The sequence below is a fragment of the Methylobacterium indicum genome, assembly GCF_017347565.1.
Classification (GTDB): Bacteria; Pseudomonadota; Alphaproteobacteria; order Rhizobiales; family Beijerinckiaceae; genus Methylobacterium; species Methylobacterium indicum.
Genome location: NZ_AP024145.1, coordinates 2557307 through 2580939, shown reverse-complemented (window position 1 = coordinate 2580939; position 23633 = coordinate 2557307). Strand labels below are relative to the sequence as shown.

Annotated in this window: 19 protein-coding genes and 1 riboswitch; of the genes, 15 read left to right on the top strand and 4 right to left on the bottom strand. The window is 71.9% G+C overall.

Features of this window, described 5'->3' with window-relative positions; all coding sequences use genetic code 11:
- Both miv_RS12115 and miv_RS12110 read right to left on the bottom strand, forming a co-directional pair.
- Positions 1–1491, bottom strand: coding sequence for an FGGY-family carbohydrate kinase (locus tag miv_RS12115; RefSeq protein ID WP_207182982.1), 1491 nt, complete (start codon positions 1489–1491; stop codon positions 1–3).
- A gap of 283 nt (positions 1492–1774) precedes the next feature.
- Positions 1775–2581, bottom strand: coding sequence for an IclR family transcriptional regulator (locus miv_RS12110; RefSeq protein ID WP_207182981.1), 807 nt, complete (start codon positions 2579–2581; stop codon positions 1775–1777).
- A gap of 233 nt (positions 2582–2814) precedes the next feature.
- Between miv_RS12110 and miv_RS12105 the strand changes: the two genes are divergently transcribed.
- From miv_RS12105 to miv_RS12080, 6 genes are all read left to right on the top strand, one after another.
- Positions 2815–3177 (top strand): Zn-ribbon domain-containing OB-fold protein, encoded by a 363-nt coding sequence (locus miv_RS12105; protein WP_048426657.1) that lies wholly within the window; start codon positions 2815–2817, stop codon positions 3175–3177.
- A complete protein-coding gene (locus miv_RS12100) occupies positions 3174–4325 on the top strand; it encodes a thiolase (protein WP_207182980.1) in 1152 nt (383 codons plus the stop codon). Before miv_RS12105 ends, miv_RS12100 begins: the two co-directional genes overlap by 4 nt.
- Positions 4322–6463 carry an acetate--CoA ligase family protein gene (locus miv_RS12095; RefSeq protein ID WP_207182979.1) on the top strand — a complete coding sequence of 714 codons (2142 nt, stop codon included), beginning with the start codon at positions 4322–4324 and terminating at the stop codon, positions 6461–6463. The genes miv_RS12100 and miv_RS12095 overlap by 4 nt, the downstream gene beginning before the upstream one ends.
- A gap of 40 nt (positions 6464–6503) precedes the next feature.
- Positions 6504–7421, top strand: coding sequence for an SDR family NAD(P)-dependent oxidoreductase (locus miv_RS12090; protein WP_420865514.1), 918 nt, complete (start codon positions 6504–6506; stop codon positions 7419–7421).
- The gene (locus miv_RS12085; protein ID WP_207182978.1) at positions 7421–8698 is read left to right on the top strand and encodes an ABC transporter substrate-binding protein; all 1278 of its coding nucleotides are present in this window, start codon (positions 7421–7423) and stop codon (positions 8696–8698) included. The genes miv_RS12090 and miv_RS12085 overlap by 1 nt, the downstream gene beginning before the upstream one ends.
- 176 nt (positions 8699–8874) lie before the next feature.
- The gene (locus tag miv_RS12080) at positions 8875–10296 is read left to right on the top strand and encodes a phosphohexomutase domain-containing protein (protein WP_207182977.1); all 1422 of its coding nucleotides are present in this window, start codon (positions 8875–8877) and stop codon (positions 10294–10296) included.
- A 37-nt stretch (positions 10297–10333) separates the two neighbouring features.
- Here the strand turns inward: miv_RS12080 and miv_RS12075 are convergent, their stop codons facing one another.
- Positions 10334–11923: a gamma-glutamyltransferase gene (locus miv_RS12075; RefSeq protein WP_207182976.1), complete on the bottom strand. Its 1590-nt coding sequence runs from the start codon at positions 11921–11923 to the stop codon at positions 10334–10336.
- A 130-nt stretch (positions 11924–12053) separates the two neighbouring features.
- On the opposite strand from miv_RS12075, the gene miv_RS12070 reads away from it, so the two are divergent.
- The 6 genes from miv_RS12070 to miv_RS12045 all read left to right on the top strand — a co-directional run bounded on the left by miv_RS12070 (position 12054) and on the right by miv_RS12045 (position 19434).
- Positions 12054–13268, top strand: coding sequence for a GTP-binding protein (locus miv_RS12070; protein WP_207182975.1), 1215 nt, complete (start codon positions 12054–12056; stop codon positions 13266–13268).
- 186 nt (positions 13269–13454) lie between these two features.
- A riboswitch (cobalamin riboswitch) is annotated at positions 13455–13669 on the top strand.
- A 125-nt stretch (positions 13670–13794) separates the two neighbouring features.
- Positions 13795–14574: a methyltransferase domain-containing protein gene (locus miv_RS12065; protein ID WP_207182974.1), complete on the top strand. Its 780-nt coding sequence runs from the start codon at positions 13795–13797 to the stop codon at positions 14572–14574.
- A complete protein-coding gene (locus miv_RS12060) occupies positions 14574–16739 on the top strand; it encodes a TonB-dependent receptor (protein WP_207182973.1) in 2166 nt (721 codons plus the stop codon). The genes miv_RS12065 and miv_RS12060 overlap by 1 nt, the downstream gene beginning before the upstream one ends.
- A 2-nt stretch (positions 16740–16741) precedes the next feature.
- A complete protein-coding gene (locus tag miv_RS12055; protein ID WP_244748966.1) occupies positions 16742–17650 on the top strand; it encodes an ABC transporter substrate-binding protein in 909 nt (302 codons plus the stop codon).
- Between the two features lie 30 nt (positions 17651–17680).
- A complete protein-coding gene (locus miv_RS12050; RefSeq protein WP_058617387.1) occupies positions 17681–18673 on the top strand; it encodes a FecCD family ABC transporter permease in 993 nt (330 codons plus the stop codon).
- The gene (locus miv_RS12045) at positions 18670–19434 is read left to right on the top strand and encodes an ABC transporter ATP-binding protein (RefSeq protein WP_207182972.1); all 765 of its coding nucleotides are present in this window, start codon (positions 18670–18672) and stop codon (positions 19432–19434) included. Before miv_RS12050 ends, miv_RS12045 begins: the two co-directional genes overlap by 4 nt.
- A 62-nt stretch (positions 19435–19496) precedes the next feature.
- Here miv_RS12045 and miv_RS12040 read toward each other — a convergent pair whose 3' ends face one another.
- Positions 19497–20408 carry a LysR family transcriptional regulator gene (locus miv_RS12040; RefSeq protein WP_207182971.1) on the bottom strand — a complete coding sequence of 304 codons (912 nt, stop codon included), beginning with the start codon at positions 20406–20408 and terminating at the stop codon, positions 19497–19499.
- A 207-nt stretch (positions 20409–20615) separates the two neighbouring features.
- Here miv_RS12040 and miv_RS12035 point away from each other — a divergent pair, with 207 nt between their 5' ends.
- The 3 genes from miv_RS12035 (at position 20616) to miv_RS12025 (ending at position 23628) form a co-directional block, all read left to right on the top strand.
- The gene (locus miv_RS12035; RefSeq protein WP_207182970.1) at positions 20616–21965 is read left to right on the top strand and encodes an MFS transporter; all 1350 of its coding nucleotides are present in this window, start codon (positions 20616–20618) and stop codon (positions 21963–21965) included.
- Positions 21966–22039: 74 nt separating this feature from the next.
- Positions 22040–22567, top strand: a complete 528-nt coding sequence (locus tag miv_RS12030) for a DUF5943 domain-containing protein (RefSeq protein ID WP_207182969.1) — start codon at positions 22040–22042, stop codon at positions 22565–22567.
- Positions 22513–23628 carry a dipeptidase gene (locus miv_RS12025; protein ID WP_244748964.1) on the top strand — a complete coding sequence of 372 codons (1116 nt, stop codon included), beginning with the start codon at positions 22513–22515 and terminating at the stop codon, positions 23626–23628. Before miv_RS12030 ends, miv_RS12025 begins: the two co-directional genes overlap by 55 nt.
- The last annotated feature ends 5 nt before the right edge of the window (positions 23629–23633 follow it).

Genomic DNA, 23633 nt, shown 5'->3' with positions numbered 1-23633 from the left:
TCAGGCGCGCAGGGTCGCGAGGGCGTGGTAGGCCTGCTTGTAGCGCTCGTAGACCGGACGGTACCGGGCGTGGGCCTCCCTGCTCGGCTCGATGCGGCGGGCGACCTTGACCATCGCGGAGGCCGCCTCCTCGATCGAGCCGTAATGCCCGGCGGCCTTTGCCGCCAGGACGGCGCTGCCCAGCGCCGGCGCCTCCGCCACCTCGGTCACGGTCAGGGGCTGGCCGCAGACGTCGGCATGGATCTGCATCCACAGGTCCGAGCGCGTCGCGCCCCCGCAGATCACGATCTCGTCCGGCCGGTAGCCGCCGGCCCGCATCGTCTCGAAGATGAGCTCGGTCCCGCACGCGACCCCCTCCATCGCGGCGCGGAACAGGTGGGCGCGGCCATGCGCGAGGGTGAGCCCGGTGATCGCGCCGCGCGAGGCCGCATCGGTGTGCGGCGTGCGGTTGCCCTGGAAATGGTCCTGCACCAGCACGCCGTCCGAACCCGGCGGCAGCGCCGCGGCCTCCGCGTTGAGCGCGTCGTAGGACCAGTCGCTGCCGACGATCCCCCGCAGCCAGTTGACGACCGAACCCGTCGAGGTCTGGCCGCCCTCGACCAGATGCAGGCCGGGGATCACCGCGTCGGCGTAGGTGCCCCAGATGCCGCGGCCGTGGAACGGCGCGGCCGAGAGCCCGAGATGCAGGTGCGATGAGCCGGTGATGAAGGCGAGCTTGCCGGGGGTCGTGACGCCGAGCCCGATCATCGCGATCTCGGCATCCGAGCCGCCCTGCGCCACGGTGAGCCCGACCGGCAATCCGAAATGCTCGGCGGCCTCCGGGGTCAGTCCGCCCACGATCTCCCCGAGGGGCAGCACCTCCGCGGGCCACTTGTCGGCGAGTTCCGGGATGCCGAGGCGCTCGACCAGGCTGCGGGCGTAGCCGCCCTCGCGCGCCCGGTAGTGCCAGCGGATCGCCGCGTTGGTGATCGAGGCGGCGCGCCGCCCCGTCATGCGCAGGTTCATGTAGTCCTGGTACTCGCAGATCGTCGCCGCGCGCGCGAAGAGCGCGGGCTCGTGCCGGGCGAGCCAGAGCGCCTTCGGGATCATCCACTCGGCCGAGACCGGCCCGGCGCCGCCGGAATTGACGATCAGCGCCGGATCGCCGGTAGCGAGCACCAGGGCGGCCTCGTCGGTCGCGCGCACGTCCATCCAGATCAGCGCCGGCCGCACCGGGATGCCGTCGCGGTCGAGGGCGACGACGGAGCAGTTGGTGGTGTCGGCACAGAGGGCCGAGACGTCCCGGGGATCGATGCCGGCCCTGTGCACCGCCTCGCGCACCGCCCGCCCGGCCGCCTCCCACCAATCCTGCGGGTTCTGCTCGGCCCAGGACGGGCGCGGGAAGGTGGTGGGGTAGGATTGCGCCGCGAAGGCGAGCGGCCGGCCGGCGAGGTCGAACACCCCGGCCCGGATACCCTCCGTGCCCCCGTCGAGACCGATGACGACGCTCATGGCGCTCCTGTCCTCCCGGGCGGCCTCACCGCGGCCGCCGTCGGAGCCCCGCATAGCATGATGGCGCCGCCCCCGCCCGGCCCGATCGGTGCGGCAACGGCACAAGCGGCCGGTCGTCCCGAACCGTCGTGGATGGGCCCGTGGTCGCGCCTCGCGGGAGCCCGGCGCTGCAGCGGATCGGCCTGAACGGATTGCGCGAAAGCGGCATCCGGCTTTGCGACCAAGATCGGCGAAGAAACAGGGCGTGAGGGGACGAAGCGCTGGCTTGCCGATGGGAGTCGGCTCAGCGGTGCGATGCCCCTCCGCGCCCGTAGAGCGCGCGCGAGATCGTCGCCGCCGTCTCGCGCAGCTCCCGGGCGAGCGCGTCAAGCTCGCCGTCCGACACCTGCCCGGCGACCGCGATGCCGCTCACCCCGAAGCGGGGCTGCCCGGCATGGTCCAGGATCAGGCTCGCCGCGATGTCGACGCCGCGAAACAGGTGGCCCCGGTCGAAGGCGAAGCCCGCGCCGCGTGCCGCCGCGACCTCGGCCGCGTAGGTCTCGAAGGTCGGGGCGTTCTCCCAGCGCAACGTCGCGAACGTCCGCCGCAGCTCGGCCTCCGGCAGGTCGCGGCGCGCGGCGATGCACCGGCCGACCGCGCCGACCAGCGCCGGGAGCCGGGCGCCCAGCGCCATGTCGACATGGACGACGTTGCCGGCGACCAGCCGGTCGACGAGGACGATGCGGTCCTGCGGCGTGATCTTCCACAGCCCGATCAGCGCCCGGTGGTGCCGCGACAGCGCCTCCAGGGCGGGCCGGATGATGTCGACCTGGTCGAGCCCGACCAGCGGCATCGAGATCTCGAGGATCCCCATGGCGAGCCGGTACTCCTTCGACCGGGTGTCGAAGCTCGCCAGGCCCTCCTTGGTCAGGGTCCGCAGGATGTTGAACGTCGTCGAGAGGTTGATCCCGGTCTCCCGCGCGATGTGGGCGACCCCGGCGGCCCCCGGGGCATGGGCGAGGAAGCGCAGGATCGCCACGGCGTTCTCGACCGCGCCGACATACTTGCGCGGGCCCGCCTCGGCCTCCGGGCGATCCGATGGCTCCGTCATGACCCCTGTCGTCCCGGCTTCCGTCATCCCGATCGCCTCCGAACGGGTGTGTCGCCCGGCGGGCCCGGAAACTCAACGGGCCGGCGCCCGGTCTTTCTCGTTGACAAAAGCCTTTCGCCATCGAAAATTATCGGCAAGGCCCGCCGCGCTCGCGTACCGGCTTCCGACGACGGCCGAGCGGCCGGTCGGGAGCCGGATGCGACCGCAGGACGACGCGTCACCGGGGGAACGCCATGGACGAGGCAGCGGGCCCGCAGCGGGCCTACGAGGAGTTTCTCCGCGCCGGCCGCTTCATGATCCAGCGCGCGCGGCGGACCGGCGAATACGTCTTCTACCCCAGGACCCTGTCCCCCTCCGGCGAGGTCGACCTCGACTGGGTCGAGGCCTCGGGTCTCGGCACCGTCTACGCCATCACGGTCAACCGTCGCCGGGACGGCGCGGTGAACGTCGCCCTCGTCGACCTCGACGAGGGACCGCGGATGATGACGACGATCGCCGGCGTCGAGACCGTGCCGATCGGCACGCGGGTGAAGGCCCGCGTCGAGGCCGGGGAGACGCCCCGCGTCGTGTTCGATCCGGTGGAGGAGCCGCGATGAGACACCCGTTGCGCGGCCGCACCGCCATCGTCGGCCTCGGGCTCGCCGGGCTCGGCGCGGCGCCGGGCTTCTCGGCGATGGAGCTGCTCGGCCTGTCCGTGCGCGCGGCCCTCGACGATGCCGGGATGCGGCTCGCCGACATCGACGCGGTGTTCGCGGCGACCAGCAGCCACGCCTTCGCGTCGATGAGCGTCGTCGAGTATCTCGGCTTGCGGCCCCGATATTTCGACAGCACCAATGTCGGCGGCTCGAGCTTCGAGATGCATCTGCTCCAGGCCACGCTCGCCCTCGAGGCCGGGCTCTGCGACGCGGCGCTGATCTGCTACGGCTCGAACCAGCGCACGGCGGGCGGACGCCTCGTCTCGATGTCGGAGCCGCAATGGCACGAGGTGCCCTACGGGCCCCGCCACCCGATCACCGCCTACGCCCTCGCCGCCGCCCGGCACATCCACCAGTACGGGACCAGCCGGGAGATGCTCGCCGACGTCGCGGTCGCGGCGCGACAATGGGCCAACCTCAATCCGGATGCCTTCGCCCGTGGCCCCCTGACCCGCGAGGACGTCCTGGCGGCCAGGATGGTCAGCGATCCCCTCACCACCGCCGATTGCTGCCTCGTCACCGACGGCGCGGCGGCCTGCATCCTGGTGCGGGCCGAGCGGGCGAAGGACTTCGCCAAACCGCCCGCCTACTTCCTCGGTGCCGCCGGGGCGAACTGGCACCGCTCGATCCAGGCGATGCCCGACCTGACGGTGACCGCCGCCAGCGAGAGCGGCCCCCGCGCCTTCGCGATGGCGGGTGTCGCGCGGGAGGACGTCGACCTCCTGATGCTCTACGACGCCTTCACCATCAACACGATCCTGTTCCTCGAGGATCTCGGCTTCTGCCCGAAGGGCGAGGGCGGTCGCTTCGTGCAGGACGGGCGCATCGCGCCGGGCGGGGGGCTGGCCGTCAACACCAATGGCGGCGGCCTGTCCTGCGTGCATCCGGGCATGTACGGGATGTTCCTGATCGCGGAGGCCGTCACCCAGATCCGCCGGGAGGCCGGCGCGCGGCAGCTCGCCCGCGCCGACGTCGCGCTCCTGCACGGCAACGGCGGCACGCTGTCGAGCCAGGTCACGGCCTTCCTGGGCTCCGAGGCGACGCTGTGACGGCGCTCGCCGCGGAGGACTTCTCCGCCCTCGACGCCCTGATGGCGCCGCGCTCCGTCGCGATCGTCGGCGCCTCCGACGACCCGACGCGGATCGGCGGCCGGCCGATCGCCGCGATGCAGGCGGCCGGGTTCCGGGGCCGGATCTTTCCCGTCAATCCGGGTCGGAGCGCGGTGCAGGGCCTGCCGTGCTTTGCCACCGTCGCCGACCTGCCCGAGGCGCCGGAGGTCGGCATCGTGGCGGTCGCGGCGCGCCACGCCGTCGAGGCGGTGGCGGCTCTGGGCGCGAAGGGGTGCCGGGCCGTCACGCTGTTCTCGGCGGGCTTTGCCGAGACCGGGGACGAGGGCGGGCGGGCGCAGGCCGAGATCCTGGGCATCGCCCGGCGCCACGGCATGCGGGTGCTCGGTCCCAACACGCTGGGCGTCTACAATGCCGGGATCGGCTATTACGGCACCTTCTCGTCCTCGCTCGATTCCGGTTTCCCGCGGCCGGGGCCGATCGGCATCGCCAGCCAGTCCGGGGCCTACGGCGCCCACCTCGCCGCCGCGGCGCGCGACCGCGGGCTCGGCGCCTCCGTCCTCGTCACCACCGGCAACGAGGCCGACGTCACCGTCGCCGACGCGATCGGCTGGATGGCGCGGAGCGAGACCGTGGAAGTCGTCTGCGCCTACCAGGAGGGCTTTCGCGACGGCCCCCGCATGGTCGCGGCGCTCGAGGCCGCGCGGGCGGCCGGCAAGCCGGTCTTCCTGCTGAAGGCCGGGCGCAGCCGCCTCGGCGCGGCGGCGGCGGCCTCGCACACCGCCTCGCTCACGGGGGACGACGCCGTCGCGGAGGCGGTGCTGGCCGAGCACGGGGCGATCCGGGTGCGCGATACCGAGCAGATGCTCGACTTCGCCTCCGCGGCGCGGCTGCGCATCTACCCGGTGGGCAACACGCTCGGGGTCATCACGATCAGCGGCGGGGCCGGCATCGTCGCCACCGACGAGGCCGAGGCGGTCGGCCTGCCGATGCCGCCGATGCCGGCGGACGCCCAGGCCCGCCTCAAGGCGCTCCTGCCCTATGCCTCGCCGGTCAACCCCCTCGACTGCACCGCCCAGGCGCTCAACGACCTCTCGCTGTTCGAATCCTACGCCCGGGCGGCCCTGGCGGAGGGCGGCTACCGCTCGGTCCTCCTGTTCCTCACCTACGTGGCGGGAAGTCCCGCGCTCGCGCCGCGGTTGCGCGATTCCCTGAGGCGGCTGCGCGCCGAGTTCCCCGACCGGCTCCTCGCCCTGTGCCTCCTCGCCTCGCCGGACATCGTCGCGGCGGCCGAGGAGGCGGGCCTTCTCACCTTCGCCGATCCGAGCCGGGCGGTGCGCGCGCTCGCCGCGATGGGGCGGGTGGGCGAGCAGCTCGCCGCCGCCCCGGCCCGCCCGCCCTCCCCGCCCCCGGTGATGCTCCCGCCCGCCACGCCCGACGAGCCGACGGCCAAGCGCCTGCTGGCGGAGGCCGGCATCGCGGCGGCGCCGGAGCGGGTCGTGCACGACGCCGAGGCGGCGGTGGCGGCGGCCGAGGCGCTGGGGTTTCCGGTCGTCCTCAAGGTCGTCTCGCCGGACATCGTCCACAAATCCGACATCGGCGGCGTGCGGCTGAACCTCGCCGGGGCCGCCGCGGTGCGGGAGGCTTGCGACGGGATCCTGGCGGCCGTCCGCGAGGCCGCCCCGGCGGCGCGGATCACCGGCCTGCTCGTCGCCCGCCAGCTCTCCGGCGGGGTGGAGTGCCTGATGGGGATCAGCCGCGACCCGGCCTTCGGCGCCGTCGCGGTCTTCGGTCTCGGCGGGATCTTCGTCGAGATCCTGTCCGACGTCGCGATCCGCGCCTGCCCGTTCGACGAGGCGACGGCCCGCGCGATGATCCTGTCGATCCGGGCCGCTCCGGTCCTGACCGGCGCGCGGGGGCGTCCGCCGGCGGATCTCGACGCGCTGGCGCGGATTCTTTCGCGGCTCTCGCTGTTTGCGGCCGCCGCCGGCCCGCGCCTGCGCGCCGTCGACCTCAACCCGGTCCTGGCCCTGCCGGAGGGCGCCTACGCCCTCGACGCCGTGATCGAGATCGACCCCGAGCCGGGGCCATCCCCCCGGGACGACGAAGCCGGGACCTGATCCGGCGGCGACACGCGAGGAGGAGCGCATGAGCGCGGAGATCGATCTCGGCCTGGACGGCAAGGTCGTGGTGGTGACGGGAGCCGGCGGCGGGATCGGCCGTGCCGTCGCCCTGGACTTCGCCCGGGCGGGCGCGAAGGTCGTCGTCAACGACATCGGCACCTCGCTCGGCGGCACCGGCGAGACCTCCGCGACGCCGGCGGACGAGACCAGGGCCCTGATCGAGGCGATCGGCGGCGAGGCGGTGATCTCCCGCGAGAGCGTCGCCGAATGGGCGGCCGCCAAGCGCACCGTCGAGATGGCGCTCGACACGTTCGGCCGGCTCGACGCGGTGGTGAACAATGCCGGCATCCTGCGGGACGTCATCTTCCACAAGATGGACCCGGCCGACTGGGAGGCGGTGGTCGCCGTCCACCTCAACGGCAGCTTCTACATGAGCCGGGCCGCCGCCGATCCGTTCCGCGCGCAGGGCAGCGGCGCCTACGTCCACATGACCAGCACGTCGGGGCTGATCGGCAATTTCGGGCAGGCGAACTACGCGGCGGCCAAGCTCGGCCTCGTCGGCCTCTCGAAGTCGATCGCCCTCGACATGGCCCGGTTCGGCGTCCGCTCGAACTGCGTGGCGCCCTTCGCCTGGAGCCGGATGACCGATTCGATCCCCGCCACCACCCCCGAGGAGCAGCGGCGGGTCGCCCGCATGAAGCGCATGACGCCGCAGACCAACGCCCCGCTCGTCGTCTACCTGGCCTCGCCGGCCGCCGCGGGCGTGACCGGGCAGGTCTTCGCCACCCGGGTCAACGAGGTCTTCCTGTTCAACCCGATGCGGCCGGTCCGCAGCGTGCACGCCGCCGAGGGCTGGACCCCGGCCTCCGTCGCCGCCCACGCGATGCCCGCCCTGCGGGCGAGCTTCGCGCCCCTCGACCGCTCCGGCGACGTCTTCAGCTGGGACCCGGTCTGATGGCGGGGCTTTGCACGACCACGAAAGCCCGCACGGCGCATCGCCGCCGATCGCGCCGTCGCGCGGTCCCGTCCCGCCTGATCCTCGCCGGGTCCCTGGGGCTTGCCGCCTGCGGCGCGGCCCGGGCGCAGGTCTCCGACGGCGTCGTGAAGTTCGGCGTCCTGACCGACATGTCGAGCCTCTACGCCGACGCCACGGGGCGCGGCTCGGTGGTCGCCGCCCAGATGGCGGCCCGGGATTTCGGCGGCACCGTGCTGGGCCGGCCGATCGAGGTGGTCTTCGCCGACAACCAGAACAAGGCGGATGTCGGCAGCGCCATCGCCCGGCGCTGGTACGACGTCGAGAAGGTGGACGTGATCCTCGACGCGCCGCCCTCCTCGGTGGCGCTGGCGGTGCAGCAGATCGCCAAGGAAAAGAACCGGATCCTGATCGTCTCGGGCGGCGGCACCTCCGACCTCACCGGCAAGGCCTGCACCGAGACGACGGCGCACTGGAACTACGACACCTACGCGCTCGCCCACGTCTCGACCGCGGCCGCCGTGAAGCGGGGTCTCGACACCTGGTCGATCGTCACCGCCGACTACGCCTTCGGGCAGGCCCTGGAGCGCGACGCCGCGGCCGAGCTCGACCGCTCCGGCGGCAAGCTGATCCGGGCGATCCGGGCGCCCTTCGGCACCTCGGACTTCTCGTCCTTCCTGCTCCAGGCCCAGGCGACGGGATCGAAGGTCGTCGCCTTCGCCAATGCGGGCGGCGACATGATGAACGCGGTCAAGCAGGCCCACGAATTCGGCCTCACCGAGGGCGGCCAGTCCCTCGTCACCCTGCTCATGAACATCGCCGACGTCCACGCCCTCGGGCTGAAGACCGCCCAGGGCCTGATCACGACGGAGGGCTTCTACTGGGACCGGGACGAGGAGACCCGCGCCTTCTCGACGCGCTTCCACGCCGAGATGAAGATGATGCCGACGATGCACCACGCCGGAATCTACTCCGCCGTCCTGCATCACCTGAAGGCCGTCGCGGCGACCGGAACCGACGAGGCCAGGGCCGTGATGGCGAAGATGCGCGAGATGCCGGTCAACGACATGTACGCCCGCAACGGCACGCTGCGCGTCGACGGTCGCATGGTCCACGACATGTACCTGATGCAGGTGAAGACGCCCGGGGAATCGACCGGCGAGTGGGACGTCTACCACCAGCTCGCCACCGTGCCGGGCGACGAGGCGTTTCGCCCCCTCGACCAGGGCGGCTGCCCGCTGGCGAAGGCCGCGCCGTAGCCGATCCGACGGCCGATCCGGCCCGGCTGCGGATCCGCAGCCGGGAGCCGCCTCTTGTCCCCTCCCCGGCCTTGTGTTGTCTCGAGACGACAGCCCCCCTCGAGGGGGGCAACGCGCCGCACGGCCGCGAGGTCGTGGCGTCGCGCGCCTCCGATCGATGCCGAGAGACTTGCCTGATGACCAGTTTGAAGTTCGGGACGTCCGGTCTGCGCGGCCTCGTCACGGACCTCGTGGGGCGCCCCACCTTCACCTACGCGTCCGCGTTCTTCGCCTCCGTCGGCGCGCATGCGGGCGGGCGCCGCGAGGTGGTGATCGGGCGCGACCTGCGGGCCAGCAGCGCGGGGATCGCCGCCACGGTCGCCACCGCGGCCGCCGCCGCCGGAATGACGGCGATCGATTGCGGCGCGCTGCCGACCCCGGCCCTCGCGCTCGAAGCCCGCAAGCGCGACTGCCTCGCCGTCATGGTCACCGGCAGCCACATCCCGGACGACCGCAACGGCCTGAAATTCTACCGCTCCGGCGGAGAGATCACCAAGGCGGACGAGGCCGCGATCCTCGCCGCCCTCGGCGACATCGCCGACGACGCGCCCCTCCCCCCGGCGGTCCCGGCCGCCCCGGAGCCGGACGCGATCGCGCGCTACCGCGACCGCTACCGCGACGTGTTCGCCCCCGACCTCCTGGCCGGCCTGCGGATCGCGGTCTACCAGCAGAGCTCGGTCGCCCGCGACGTGCTCGTCGAGGTGCTCGCCGCGCTCGGCGCCGAGGCGGTGCCGATCGGCCGGTCCGAGACCTTCGTGCCGATCGATACCGAGGCCCATCGTCCGCAGGACGTCGCGTTCATCCGCGACGCGATGGCCGCGGGCGGCTTCGACGCGCTCGTGACCACCGACGGCGACGCGGACCGCCCCCTGGTCGCGGAGGCCGCCGGCCGCATCCTGCGGGGCGACGTGCTCGGCCTGATCACGGCCCGGTATCTCGGCGCCGACGCCGTCGTCGTACCGGTCACGGCGGGCTCCGCCATCGAGCGCGCGGGCGGCTTCGGCCGCGTCCTGCGCACCAAGGTCGGGTCGCCCTTCGTGATCGCCGGCATGGAGCAGGCGGCGCGGGACGGGGCGCGGATCGTCTGCGGTTTCGAGGCCAATGGCGGCTTCCTCGCCGGGTCGGACGGCCCGGTCGGCGACAAGATCCTGCCGGCCCTGCCGACGCGGGACGCGGTGCTGCCGATCCTCGCGACGCTCGCCGCGGCGCGGGCGGCCGCCCTGCCGCTTGCCGATCTCGTCGCGGCCCTCGATGTCGGCGAGACGGCGAGCGACCGGCTGCCCGACACGCCGGCCGCGCGGAGCGGGCCCTTCCTGCGGCGGCTCGCCGACGACACGTTCCGCCGGGAGTTCCTTCGTCCGGTCGGCCGCCCGCAGGCCGTCGACGAGCAGGACGGGGTCAGGATCGAGCTCGACGGCGGGCGCACCATCCATTTCCGCGCCTCGGGCAACGCCCCCGAGCTGCGGTGCTACGCGGAGGCGAAATCGGCGAAGGACGCCGAGGATCTGGTGCGGTGGGGCCTCGCGGCCGCCGGCACGACGATGGCCGAGGGCGCCTGACCGCGCGGAGGGGTGCGCGCGCCCGGCGCGCGGCCCCTCACCCCGGCACCGCGACGGCGGCGGACCACGGCGAGGCGACGTCGCTGCATCCGGTCGCCACGTCGCCGTCGAGCCGGATCAGGTTCGGGCAGGCGAAGTTGATCGGCATCACGCCGTGCTCCACCACGTCGACGGGACCCGCACCGGCGAGGGCCTCCCGCACCTCGGGCCCGAGCCTCGCATCCGCGCTCGTCCCCTCCGGCCCCGACACGTCGATGCGCGGAAGGTGGGCCGCCCGCCCCGGCTCCATGCCGAAATCGAGCAGGAAGGCGAGGGTCTGGTAGACGCTCGCCAGGATGCGCCGGCCGCCGGAGGCCCCGGCGGCGAGGCGAGGCCCCTCGCCGCTGCGCGGCGTCACGATCACCGGGCACATGTTGCAGAGCGGGCGCGTTCCCGGCGCGATCGGGTTGGCGCTGCCGGGCCGCGGATCGAACCACATCATCCCGTTGTTCATGAGGATGCCGGTCTTCGGCAGCACGACCCGGCTCCCCATCGAGGACAGGAGCGTCGTCGTCATCGACACCATCAGGCCGTCCCGGTCGACGACGGTGAGATGGGTGGTGCAGGTGTCGCCGGGCTCGGTGGCGGCCCCAAGCCCCGCCAGGCGCCGCGCATAGGCCTCCCGCATCACGGTGGAGAGGGCTGCGAACCACCCCGCATCGGGTCCCTCCGGCGGGCACGGGACCGCCGCCATGCCGGACACGACCTCGGCCAGCGTCGGCGCGGCGGTGAGCCCGCCCGCCGTGTGGACCACATGGCCGTCGCGCCAGGCGATCGTCGGCGCCTCGCGCAGCACCGCCCGGCAGCCGGCCAGATCCTCCCGGTCCACGACGCCGCCGAGCGCCGCGATGTCGGCGGCGAGATCGCGGGCGATTCCGCCCTCGTAGAAATCCCGCAGGCCCGCCTCCGCCAGCCGCTCCAGCGTCTCGGCGAGACGCCCGAGCGGCAGGAAGCCCGGCACGCCCTGGTAGGGCGGGACCGGCGGCAGGCCGCCCGGCAGGTAGAGGCGGGCGCTCTCCTCGTAGAGCCGCAGCACGGAGGCCGAGGAGGCGATCTTGAGGGTGGCGAACCAGTCCTGGGCGAGGCCCCGGCGCGCGAGCCGCAGGGCCGGCGCGAGGAGATCCGCCACCGGAGTGCCGGTCCCGAACGCCTCGTGCAGCCGCGCGTAGCCCGCCACCGCGGAGGGGATGCAGAACGAGAGCGGGCCGTGGACGTTGCGGTCGCCCTCGACCTCCGGCCAGGTGAACAGGTCGCGCTTCGTCCGCCCCGTGAGGGGGTAGTCGGCGGCCCGCGTGTTGCGGCTCGAGACCGGCCCGAAATCGACGACCGTGGCCCGGTTCGCGCCGGGCGGCAGCACGAGCGCGAAGCCGATGCCGCCGAGCCCACTGTTCCAGGGCTCGACCGCCGCCAGCGCCAGCGCCGTGGCGACGGCCGCGTCGGCGGCGTTTCCGCCCGCCTGAAGGATCGCGGCCCCGGCCTCGGCGGCCTCGCGGTTCTGGGCGACGACGAGCCCGTGACGGCCCGACGCGCCCGGCTTCTCCAGGATCCAGTTCTGCGTCCGGTAGGGTGCGTGATCGTGGGCCGGCATCCGTCTCCCCAGGCCTGAGCCGCTAACAACGGCAGTGTGGCGGCTCGACCGCGCCGGGCCAAGGGCGAGCACCGCCGAGATCGCGGATCCACCGCTTGACGGATTTGCAACGTTATAACATATCGAAGCGATGGTCGACGTTTCCTCGCTCCGGCGCCTTCCCGTCACGGTCCTGTCCGGCTTCCTCGGAGCCGGCAAGACCACGCTGCTCAATCACATCCTCAACAATCGCGAGGGCCGTCGCGTCGCCGTGATCGTCAACGACATGAGCGAGGTGAACATCGATGCCGATCTCGTCCGCGCCGGCGGCGGCGAGATGTCCCGGACCGAGGAGCGGCTGGTCGAGATGACCAACGGCTGCATCTGCTGCACCCTGCGCGACGATCTCCTGGCCGAGGTGCGCCGCCTCGCCGAGGACGGACGCTTCGACTATCTCCTGATCGAGGGAACCGGCATCGCCGAGCCCCTGCCCATCGCGGCGACTTTCGACTTCCGCGGCGAGGACGGCGCGAGCCTGTCGGATGTCGCGCGGCTCGACACGATGGTGACGGTGGTCGACGCCGTGAACCTGCTGACGGATTACGACTCGCGCGACTTCCTGCGCGACCGCGGCGAGACGGCCGGCGAGGAGGATGCCCGCACCCTGGTCGATCTCCTCGTCGAGCAGATCGAGTTCGCCGACGTCGTGGTGGTCAATAAGGTGGACGACGTCACGGCGGAGGAGCGGGCCCGGGTGATCCGGGTCGTGCGCGGCCTCAATGCCGATGCGCGCATCGTCCCGGCGAGCCATGGCCGCGTCCCCCTGGCGGAGGTGCTGGAGACCGGCCTCTACAGCGAGGAGCGGTCGCAGACCCATCCGCTCTGGTACCGCGAGCTGTTCGACTTCGCCAAGCACGTGCCGGAGACCGAGGAATACGGCATCCGCAGCTTCGTCTTCCGGGCCCGCCGCCCCCTGCATCCGCGCAAGTTCCACGACCTCGTCGCGCGCGGCTTCCCGGGCGTGATCCGGGCCAAGGGTCATTTCTGGATCGCCTCGCGCCCGGACTGGATCGGCGAGCTCTCGATCGCCGGACGGATCACCCGCACCGAGGGGCTCGGCGCCTGGTGGGCCGCGGTGCCCAAGGCGCGCTGGCCCACCAGCGAGGAATTCGCATCCCTGATGCGCCGGCACTGGACCCCGAGCTGGGGCGACCGGCGCCAGGAGATCGTGTTCATCGGCGGCCCCGACATGGACGAGGCGGCGATCCGGGCCGCCCTCGATCCCTGCCTCGTCGGCAGCGTCACGACCGGGCTGACGAAGTCCCAGAAATGGCTCGACGATCCGTTCCCGGTCTGGGGGCAGTGAGCCGAGGGACCTCCGATCGCCGGGCGGCCTTGCCGGGCGGGGCCGAGACGCGAAAGCAAGACGCGCGACTCCGGGCCGGCCCGGGACGGAGACGATCCGTTACACGATCGCAACGGACGAAACCTGTCCGAGCCTGCTCCCTCGGGGGACGTTCCGGGCGGTTGACAGCGGGGTGAACGATCCCCGACGACGGTGACCGGTCAAGGTTCCCGTCATCTCCGGATGGCGGGCTAAGAGGGAATCCGGTGCGGCGCGTCCTCGCGCCCAGGCCGGAGCTGTCCCCGCAACTGTAAGCGGCGAGCCATCCGTCGATCGGGGTCACTGGTGCGCGAGCGCCGGGAAGGCCGGACGGATGGCGGCGACCCGCGAGCCAGGAGACCTGCCCTGACCCTGTTTCGTCTCGTGGGCGGGGAGTCCCGGCGGGTCGCGCGTCCTGCGCTGCCGGTGTCCGGCCGCGCGTGTCTCGCGTCCACGGTCGCCCCCCCACGATCCTCTCTCAAGACGGTTCGGGGAAGGACCATCGGACGTGGAAAACATCTCAGGGCCCCCCGGCGGGCCGCTTCGCGCCGCCGATGCCGAGGGCGGGGTCAATCCGCTCGCCCTCTACGCCTCCGGCATCGACGGCTCCGATTACGTCGCCCGCCTCGCCCCGCTGCTGCGGGCGGCCCTGCCGCGGGTCGGCGACCTCCTCGATGTCGGCGCCGGCGGCGGGCAGCTCGGCGCGGCCCTGCGCGACCCCGGCGCGGCCTGGATCGCGGTCGAGCCGGCGCCGGTCATGCAGGCCCGCCTGCGGGCGCTCGCGCCGCCGCCGGCCCTCGTGCCGGCAGGCTGGCAGGAGGCCGATCTGCCGGACGGATGCGCCGACACGGTGCTCGCCGCCAACATGGCCGGGCCGCTCGCCGAGCCGGTCCCGTTCCTCGCACGCTGCCGCGCCTGGGCGCGCCGCGACGTCGCCTGGGTGGTCCCGGCGCAGGCCGGTCCCCGCGGCCTCTGCCTCGCGGGCTGCCTGCCCCGCGAATGGCACGGCGAGGATGAGACCCCGGGGGTCGAGATCGTCCTGGGGAGCCTGCCCGCCGGCGACCGACCGGCGATCGTCGCCCGGGTCGACTGGACCTTCCGGGCGACCGTACCGAGCGTGCCGGGCATCGCCGCCCATCTCGCCGACCGGCTCGGGTGGCTGGCCGGCGACGCGCGCCGTGCCGCCCTGTCCGACCATCTCTCGCCCCAGGCCGAGGCGGTTCCCGGCGGCCACCGCCTCAGCGTGCCGCGCAGCTCGGCCGTTCTCGTATGGAGGAAGGCGTCGTGATGTCCCGTCGTTTCCGGGCGGTCGCGCTGGCTTTCGGTTGCGCGCTGCCGGCGCCGGCCGTCGCACAGGACCGGGCCGACCTCCGCCTCGACGAGATCGTCGTCACGGCGACCGGCCGGCCGGAGCCGCGCTCCGCGATCGCCGGCACCGTGCAGGTCATCGACCACACGACGATCGAGAACTCCACGGGGAAGTCCGTCACCGACGTCCTGGCCGAGAATGCCGTTGGCTTCTTCTCGGAATGGACCCCGGGCCAGACCTCGATCAACATCCGGGGCGGGGCCACGGACGGCCAGGGCAAGGATTTCCGCAGCCAGGTCCTGGTCCTGATGAACGGCCGGCGCGCCGGCACCGCCAACCTCTCCAAGCTCTCGATCGCCGATGTCGAGCGCATCGAGATCGTGCGCGGTCCCTCCTCGGTGATCTACGGCAGCCAGAATATCGGCGGCGTGATCAACATCATCCTGAAGACCGGGCGGACCGCGCCCGGGACCCTGGTCGAGGGGATCGGCGGCGTCTGGGGCCTCGCCCAGGGCCGGGCCCAGACCGGCGGCGTGGTCGGGCCGTTCGACTATTATCTCGGCGTCTCGGGCGGCAAGCGCGACGATTACGTCGCCGGTTCCGGCGACCGCATGGCCAACACCCAGTGGAACCGCATGGGGATCGCCGGGGCTCTGGGCCTCCAGATCGACCCGAACCAGCGCGTCGAATTCACTTTGCGCACGGACGGGATCTACGGCGTCGGGTTCCGCGGTTCCGGCGGCAACCTCTACAGCCGGGACGACCGGATCAACGGCTCCTTCGACGCGAGCTATACCGGACGAACCGAGGACGGCCGGGCGAGCCTTTTTGCCCAGGTCTACAGCGTCACCGACGAGGACCGCTTCAAGTGGGCCTCGCCGATCCAGCGCGGCGGCACCGGGCTGCCGGTGCCGGGCACTCGCGCGGATTTCAACACCCGCGACCTCGACATCCTCGGCACCCGCTTCCAGCCGCGCTTCACCCTGTTTTCCGGCAACGACGTGCTGCTCGGCTGGGATTGGGAAACGAGCCGGCTCCGCTCGGACCGCTTCCGGGCCGGCGTGCCGGGCAATCCTCTCGCCCAGGTCTCGCCGCAGGACAACAACCAGACCGACCAGTTCCACGCCCTCTACCTGGAGGACACGCAGCGCCTGCTCGACGACCGGCTGGTGCTGCGCGCCGGCGTGCGCCAGACCTACGGCACGACGCGCTTCGATTTCACCCCCTACCTGACCGGCCAGATCAACGGCGCGCGGCCTTACGAAGCCACGACCACCTCGGTCGGCGCCACCTACAAGGCGACCGACTGGGCCGCGTTCCGGGTCGGGGCCTCCTCGGGTTTCCGGGCGCCGACGGCGACGGAGATCGCGGCGGACTACAACACCTTCGGCGGCGGCCGGATCTTCGGCAACCCGGCCATCCGCCCCGAGACGAGTGAGCAGGTCGAGGTCGGCACGACGCTGACCCGCGGCGCGTCGCGGCTCGACGTGGCCTTGTTTCAGAACATCATCTCGGACCGCATCACCACGCGCTCGCGCGGCGCGAATTCCAATACCTCGGACTACATCAACAATCCGGGCGACGTCGTCATCCGCGGCATCGAGGTCCAGTCCGAGACCGACATGATCCGGACCTTCGGCTGGGAGCCGGGGGTGTGGCACTGGCGGGCTTATGCCAATGGCAACTACAACTTCGACATGAAGGACGAGGGCGCGCGTGCCGTGCCGAGCGCCAATACGGATCGGGTCGAGCGGGTCTACGAGTACCAGCTCGCGCTCGGCACCCGCTTCGGGCAGGCCGGTATCCGGTATCCCTGGACGATCCAGGTCCAGGGCGTGCTGAACGGCCCGGTCTGGTACAACACCGAGGAGAACCTGCGCGTGCCGGCGGCGGAGCCCTCCCGCGACTACATCTGGCGCAAGGACCCGTTCGTGCTGGTCAACTTGCGCGGCGAGGTCGACGTGATGCCGGGGGTGAAGCTGTTCGCGCAGGTGCGCAACCTGTTCGACGTGAACTACCACCCGCTCTTCATCGCCATCGCCGGGCAGCAGCCGACGCTGGCCGACCTGCGCTTCTACAATGGCGGCGGCGGCACCTCCGCGCCGGGACGCGACGTGCAGATCGGCCTCCAGGCCCGGTTCTGACCGTGCGCGCCGCGATCCTCTGGGCTGCCGCCCTCCTCGGTCTCGCCGCCCCGCTCGTCGCGGCGCGCCCCGCCCGGCCCGAGCCGATCCGCCTCGTCGACGCGTTGGGGCGGCACGTCGTCCTGCCGGCGGCACCGCGGCGGATCGTGACGATCTTCTCCTCGAACACCGAGCTGGTGGCGGCCCTCGGGCTGACCGATCGCATCGTCGGCATCGACGCGCTCACCCGCTACCCGCCCGAGGCGGCGGAGAAACCCGTCGTCGGCGGCCGGCTCGGCATCTCGGTGGATGCCGTGGTGGGCCAGGAGCCCGACCTCGTGCTCATCACCCCGGCGCGCCAGGCGGCCCATCTCCTGCTCGCCCCGATGGAGCGGCTCGGCGTGCCGACCCTCGTCCTGACGAGCCGCAGCCTCGGCGAGGTGCTCGACAACCTGCGCCTCGTCGGCCGGGCGACGGGGGAGCCGGCACGCGGGATCGCCGTCGCGGACGCTCTGGCGGCTCGCCTCGCGCGGGTCGCCCGGGTCGTCGCGGGGCGGCCCTGCCCGCGGCTCGTCCTGGTGACGGGGCGGCTCGGGAACGGGCTCGTCCTCGCCGTGCGGGCGGGCACCTACACGGCCGATGCCGTCGCCCGGGCCGGCGGCTGCCTGGCGCTGACCGGAGCCGGTAGCCTCGCCCAGGTCTCGCCGGAGGCCCTGCTCGCCGCCGATCCGGACGTCCTGCTCCTGGCGGGGAGCGAGGCGGAGCTGCGCGAATTGACGGCCCGGCCCGGCTTTCGCGACATGCGCGCGGTCCGCGAGGGCCGGGCGCATGTCGTGGCCCGCGCCGCGTTCCTGATCCCCGGGCCGCGCACCGTGGACGGGATCGAGCGCCTCGCGGCCCTCCTGCACCCGAATCCCGAAGGGCATCCATGAGCGCGCCCCACCCATGACATCGCCCGACTCATGAGCATGCCCTTGCGCGTCGCGAGCCGGCTCCTGCCGCTCCTCGTCCTGGCGCTCGCCTTCGGCATCGCGGCCGGCCACGATTGGGCCGGGCCGGACCGGATCCTCCGGGCGCTCGGCGGCGCCGACGATCTGCGCTCGCGCCTGCTCATCGCGTGGCGGTTGCCCCGCGTGCTCGCCGCCGCCCTGGTCGGTGGCCTGCTCGGGCTCGGCGGAGCGATCTTCCAGGGCGTGTTCCGCAATCCCCTCGCCGAGCCCTACCTGCTCGGCTCGGCCGGCGGCGCGGCGATCGGGGCGACGGTGGCGCTGCTCGTTCCCCTCGGCCTGCCCTCGGCCCTGGCGCTGGGTGGGTTTTCCTTCCTGGGGGCCTGGGGGGCGACGCTGATGGTCCTCGCCGTCGCCCGGGGGGCCGGCACGCGCGACGCCGCCGGCCTTCTCCTCGCCGGCGTCGCCGTCGCGGCGATGCTCGGGGCGGTCCGCTCCTTCCTGATGCTCGCCCTCTCCGACGAGAGCGTCAGCCTCCAGGTCGTGCTGAGCTGGACGCTGGGGGGCGTCCAGACGCCGACATGGGAGGGGCTGGCCTGGCTCGGCGGCCTCTCGGGCCTCGCCCTCGGGGCGAGCCTGCGGCTCGCGCACGGCCTCGATCTCCTCGGTCTCGGCGAGGATCAGGCGCAGGCTTTCGGCCTCGACACGGCGCGCTTCGTCGCCCGGGCGATCCTGGTCGGCGCCCTCGTCGTCGCCCTGGCGGTGGCCTATGGCGGCCTCGTCGCCTTCGTGGGATTGACCGCCCCGCATCTGGCGCGCTGGTGGGTCGGGCCGCGCCACCGCGGGCTGCTGCCGGTCTCGGCCGCCCTCGGCGCCCTCATCGTCATCATGTGCGACGGACTCGCCCGCTCGGCGCTGCCGCCGGCGGAGATCCCGCTCGGGCTCGTGACGGCCGCGGTCGGCGGCCCATTCTTCCTGTTCCTCCTGCGTCGGCGGATGCGCGCATGACCCGCCTTTCCGCGGAGGGCCTCGTCGCGACCGCCGGTCCCCGCCGCCTGCTGGACGGCGTCTCGGTCGATCTCGTCCCGGGGGCCCTCGTCGGGCTGATCGGTCCGAACGGGGCCGGGAAGTCGACGCTGCTGCGTACGCTCGCCGGCCTGCTGCGCCCCGCCGCCGGCCGCGTCACGCTCGACGGCGTTCCGCTGGCGGACCTCCCGTCCTCGGAGCGGGGCCGACGCATCGGCTATCTGCCCCAGAGCTTCCAGCCGGCCTGGGACTACACCCTGCGGGAGGTGATCGAGCTCGGGGCGAGCCGCCGGCCGGGCGCGGCGCTCGCGATCCCGGACCTGCTGCACGACCACGCCCTCGCCGATCTCGCCGAGCGGCGCTGGTTGCAGGTCTCCGGCGGCGAGCGGGCGAGGGCGCTCCTCGCCGCCACCCTCGTCGCCGAGCCCGACGTCGTCCTCGCCGACGAGCCCGGCGCGAGCCTCGATATCGGCCATCGCCTCGACCTGATGCGCCGTTTGCGAGCCTGGGCCCGGCACGGGATCGTGGTCGTCGTGCTCCACGACCTCGACCGCGCCGTCGTCGATTGCGACCGGCTCGTCCTCCTGGAGCGCGGCCGCATCGTCCGCGACGCCGCCGCCGCGGCGGTCGCGGCCTCGCAGGACCTCGACCGGGTGTTCGGCGTGCGTTTCGAGCGGACGACGCTCGCCGAGGCGGGCGCTGTCGTCCTGCCGGTCGCGCACCGCACCGATGCCGGCCCGTGATCGGCGCAAGGATCAGCGTGCCCGCGGCGGAGGCCGGCCGGCGCCCGTTCGGGGTTGCGGAATCAGGGACCTGCCGCGGACCCGGCCTTCCGGATCCACCGCCGGAGAAAGCCGAGGAACGTCCCCAGCAGTTCCGACCGGTTGCCCCGCTCCCAGACGGCCGTGATCGGCAGCGTGGTCGACAGATCGCTCAACGGGCGGACCGCCACCCCCTGCCGCGGTAGGTTCCCGATGCAGCTCGAATACACGGCCACGCCCGCCCCCGCGATCACGAGCCCGAAGATGCCGTCGGAGTTCGTGGCCTCGAGGGCGATGTCGGGGAAGAAGCCACGGGTACGACACTCGGCGATGACGTCGCTGCGAAAGATCGACCAGCTCTCCCCTGTGCCGAAGACGAACTTCTGATCCTTGAGTTCCGACAAGGCCAGGACCTCTCTCGCCGCCAGGGGATGGCTCGCCGGGAGGACGGCGACATAGGCGCCCTCGTCGAAGCGCAGCGACTGGACGGCCCGGTGGCTCGACTCGCCGTAGAGAAAGCCGATGTCGATCGTCTGCTTGAGGATCGCGACACGCTGATGCACCGTCGGCATGAAGACCAGGTCGAGATGAATGTCGCGGTGCGCGATGTTGAAGTCGCGCAGGACGTGGGGAAGGCGACCGTTGATGGCGAAATCGGTGTAGGCCACCCGCAGGTCGCCCCGAAGGCCCCGGGCGGCCCGGCGCGTCCGTTCGACGGCTCGCCCGATCTGCGTCGCCAGGCTCGTCGTCTCGGCGAGGAAGACCTTTCCAGCCTCCGTGAGCTCGACGCGACGCGTCGTCCGCACGAGCAGGGGCACGCCGACTTCATCTTCGAGTTGCTTGATGGTCTTGGTCAGGGCGGGCTGGGTCAATTGCAGGCCGTCCGCCGCCCGCCCGAAATGCAGCTCCTTGCCGAGAGCGTCGAACGCTCTGAGATGGCGCAGTTCGATGCCCATGCGTCCCCGCCGATCGATAACTCCCAGATATCAATAAAGACCGATTCGATATTTCACAACGGCAATCGGACCGCGCATGCTTCAGCGTCACCAGGCAAAAACAAATAATAACACAGGCGATCATCTGCCTTTTTCGCGAGCAATCTGCGCTGCGATGAGGCTCGAACGCTAAGACATCGACAAAATCGGCACAAGGAGCAATCGGCAATGCGCGATGTGACGGATGTTCCGCCCGAACGACTGAGAAAGGTGATCAGCGCGGCGGCATTGGGCAATTTCGTCGAGTGGTTCGACTTTGCAGTCTACGGGTTCCTGGCGACGACGATCGCGAACCTGTTCTTTCCCGGAACCGATCCCAGCCTCTCGCTGCTCAAGACGTTCGGGGTGTTCGCCGTGGCCTTCGCGATGCGCCCCCTGGGGGGCCTCGTCTTCGGGGTCCTGGGCGACAAGACCGGACGGCGGGCGATCCTCTCGATCACCATCCTGCTCATGGCATCGGCGACGACGCTGATCGGTCTGCTGCCGACCTATGCCAGCATCGGGATCATGGCGCTGATCCTGCTGACGCTGCTGCGGTGCATCCAGGGCTTCTCGGCGGGCGGCGAGTATGCCGGCGCGGTCGCCTACGTGATGGAGCATGCGCCTCGCCACCGTCGCGGCTGGTACGGCAGCTTCATCCCGGTCTCCACCTTCACGGCCTTCGCCGCGGCGGCGCTGATCGCGTTCTCGATGGAGAATCTGCTTTCGAGCGAGGCGATGTCGGCCTGGGGCTGGCGCGTGCCGTTCCTGGTCGCCGCTCCCCTGGGCATCATCGGGCTGTACCTGCGGTGGCGGATGGACGAGACCCCGGCCTTCCAGGCGCTGGCGGCCGAGGCCGCGACCCACGCCCATTCGCCGCTGTCGGAGACCTTGCGCACGCAAGGGTCGGCGATGTGCCGGCTGGGCGCCTTCATCGCGCTCACCGCCCTCTCGTTCTACACCTTCACCACGTATTTCGCGACGTTCCTCCAGGTGGCGGGCGGCCTGACCCGTCCGCAATCGCTCCTGGTCTCGACCGTGGCGCTCGTCTTCTCCGCCGCCGCCTGCCCGCTCGCCGGCATGGCCTCCGACCGGATCGGTCGGCGCAAGACGATCGCCGCCGTCTGCGTCTGGACGCTGGTCGCGGTGCTGCCGGCCTTCTGGCTGGCGAGTTCGGGATCGGTGGTGAACGCGATCGGCGGCGTCCTGCTGCTGGCCGTCGGCGCCCTGGTCTGCAACGTGGTGACGGCGGCCCTGCTGTCCGAGACGTTCTCGACGCGCAATCGCTACACCGCGTCGGCCTTCACCTACAACGTCTCCTACACCGTGTTCGGGGGAACGGCGCCGCTCCTGGCGACCTGGCTCATCTCGACGACCGGCAGTTCCCTCTCCCCCGCCTTCTACCTCATGGCGATCGCCGTTCTGGCGATGGCGGGCGGCCTCGCGCTCCCGGAAACCTACCGCCGGTCCTTGTCCGACGACACCCTCCGGGACCGGTCCCACGGCGGCACGGCGGGGACGATCCGCTCCGCCGCCTGATGCCGTCCCATCCGCCCCGACGGCAAGCGCCGTTCCCGACGATCCATCCGTGACGATACACGTGGAGAAAGCCCATGAGACCGGCCGTGGAAATCGAGGTCGACGGCGAAACGGGCGTCTGGACGACGGACGGCCTCCCGATGCTCTACATCCCCCGGCATTTCATGCTCGGGATCCACGATACGGTGGAGCAGGCGCTCGGTCGCGAACGCTACAAGGATCTGTTGAGCCAATCGGGAGCGGCCTCCGCGTACTTCTGGTGCAAGCAACAGGCCGAAGCGCGGCAGTTGGACGGCGTCGATGTCTTCCGGCATTACCTCTCGCGCCTGTCGGATCGGGGTTGGGGCCAGTTCCATTTGGAGAACGCGTCCTTCGAACACGGGACCGCGACGATCAGGCTCGAGAACTCCGTCTACGTCCTCGGCCGCAAGACGGAAGCGGAGCAGCCGGTCTGCTACATGTTCGAGGGGTTCATCGTGGGCGGCCTCACCTATCTCGCCGAGAGCAAGGGTCTGGGCTTCACGTCCGTGACCTGTCGGGAAGTGCAGTGCCAGGCGCAGGGCCACGGGTTCTGCCGCTTCGAGGCCGGCATGACGCCCTGACCACCTCCCTCGAACCGAGACATCGAGACCTCGTGCAGCCTCACGCCCGACAGGCGCAAAAAAGAATGGATGCCATGACACGCGAACGGCATGAGACATACGTCCGATCCCTCGTCGTCGACGGCCTCATCATCTCCAAATGGAGCGAAGATGTCTTTCGGGAGATGTGCGAGTCGGGGCTGAGCGCGGCCAACTGTACGTGCAGCGTCTGGGAGAATTTCGAGGACACCGTCCGCAATCTGGTCGCATGGAACGAGTGGTTTCGGGCGTTTCCGCACTACATCGTCCGCGCCGAATCGACGGCCGACATCCGCGCCGCCAAGGCGGCAGGCAAGACCGCCATCGTCCTGGGCATGCAGAATACGTCGGCCTTCGAGGACAGGATCGGCTACGTCGAGATCTTGAAGAAACTCGGCGTCGGCATCGCCCAGCTGACCTACAATACCCAGAACTGGGTCGGAAGCGGTTGTTACGAGAGCCGCGACAGCGGCCTGTCCGATTTCGGCCGCGAGGTCGTCCTGGAGATGAACCGCGTCGGGATGCTGTGCGATCTCAGCCATGTCGGCCCGGCCACGTCGCGCGACGCGATCGATACCTCGACGAGGCCGGTCGCCTATTCGCACTGCCTGCCCTCCGGCCTGAAAGCCCATCCCCGCAACAAGTCCGACGAGGAGCTCCGCTACATCGTCGACAGGGGCGGCTTCGTCGGCGTGACGATGTTCCCGCCGTTCCTCGCCAAGGGGATCGACGCGACCATCGACGATTACGTCGCCGCCATGGACTACGTCATCAACCTCGTCGGGGACGAGGCCGTCGGCATCGGCACCGACTTCACGCAAGGATACGGCCAGGACTTCTTCGACTGGATCACCCACGACAAGGGGTTCGGTCGCCGGTTGACCCGCTTCGGCGAGATCGTGAACCCGGCCGGGATCCGGACGATCGCCGATTTTCCGAACATCGCGGAGGCCATGGATCGCGCCGGCTGGAGCGACCGGAAGATCGAGAACGTGCTGGGCCGCAACTGGATCGACCTGCTCGATCGGGTCTGGGCCGGCTGAGGTCC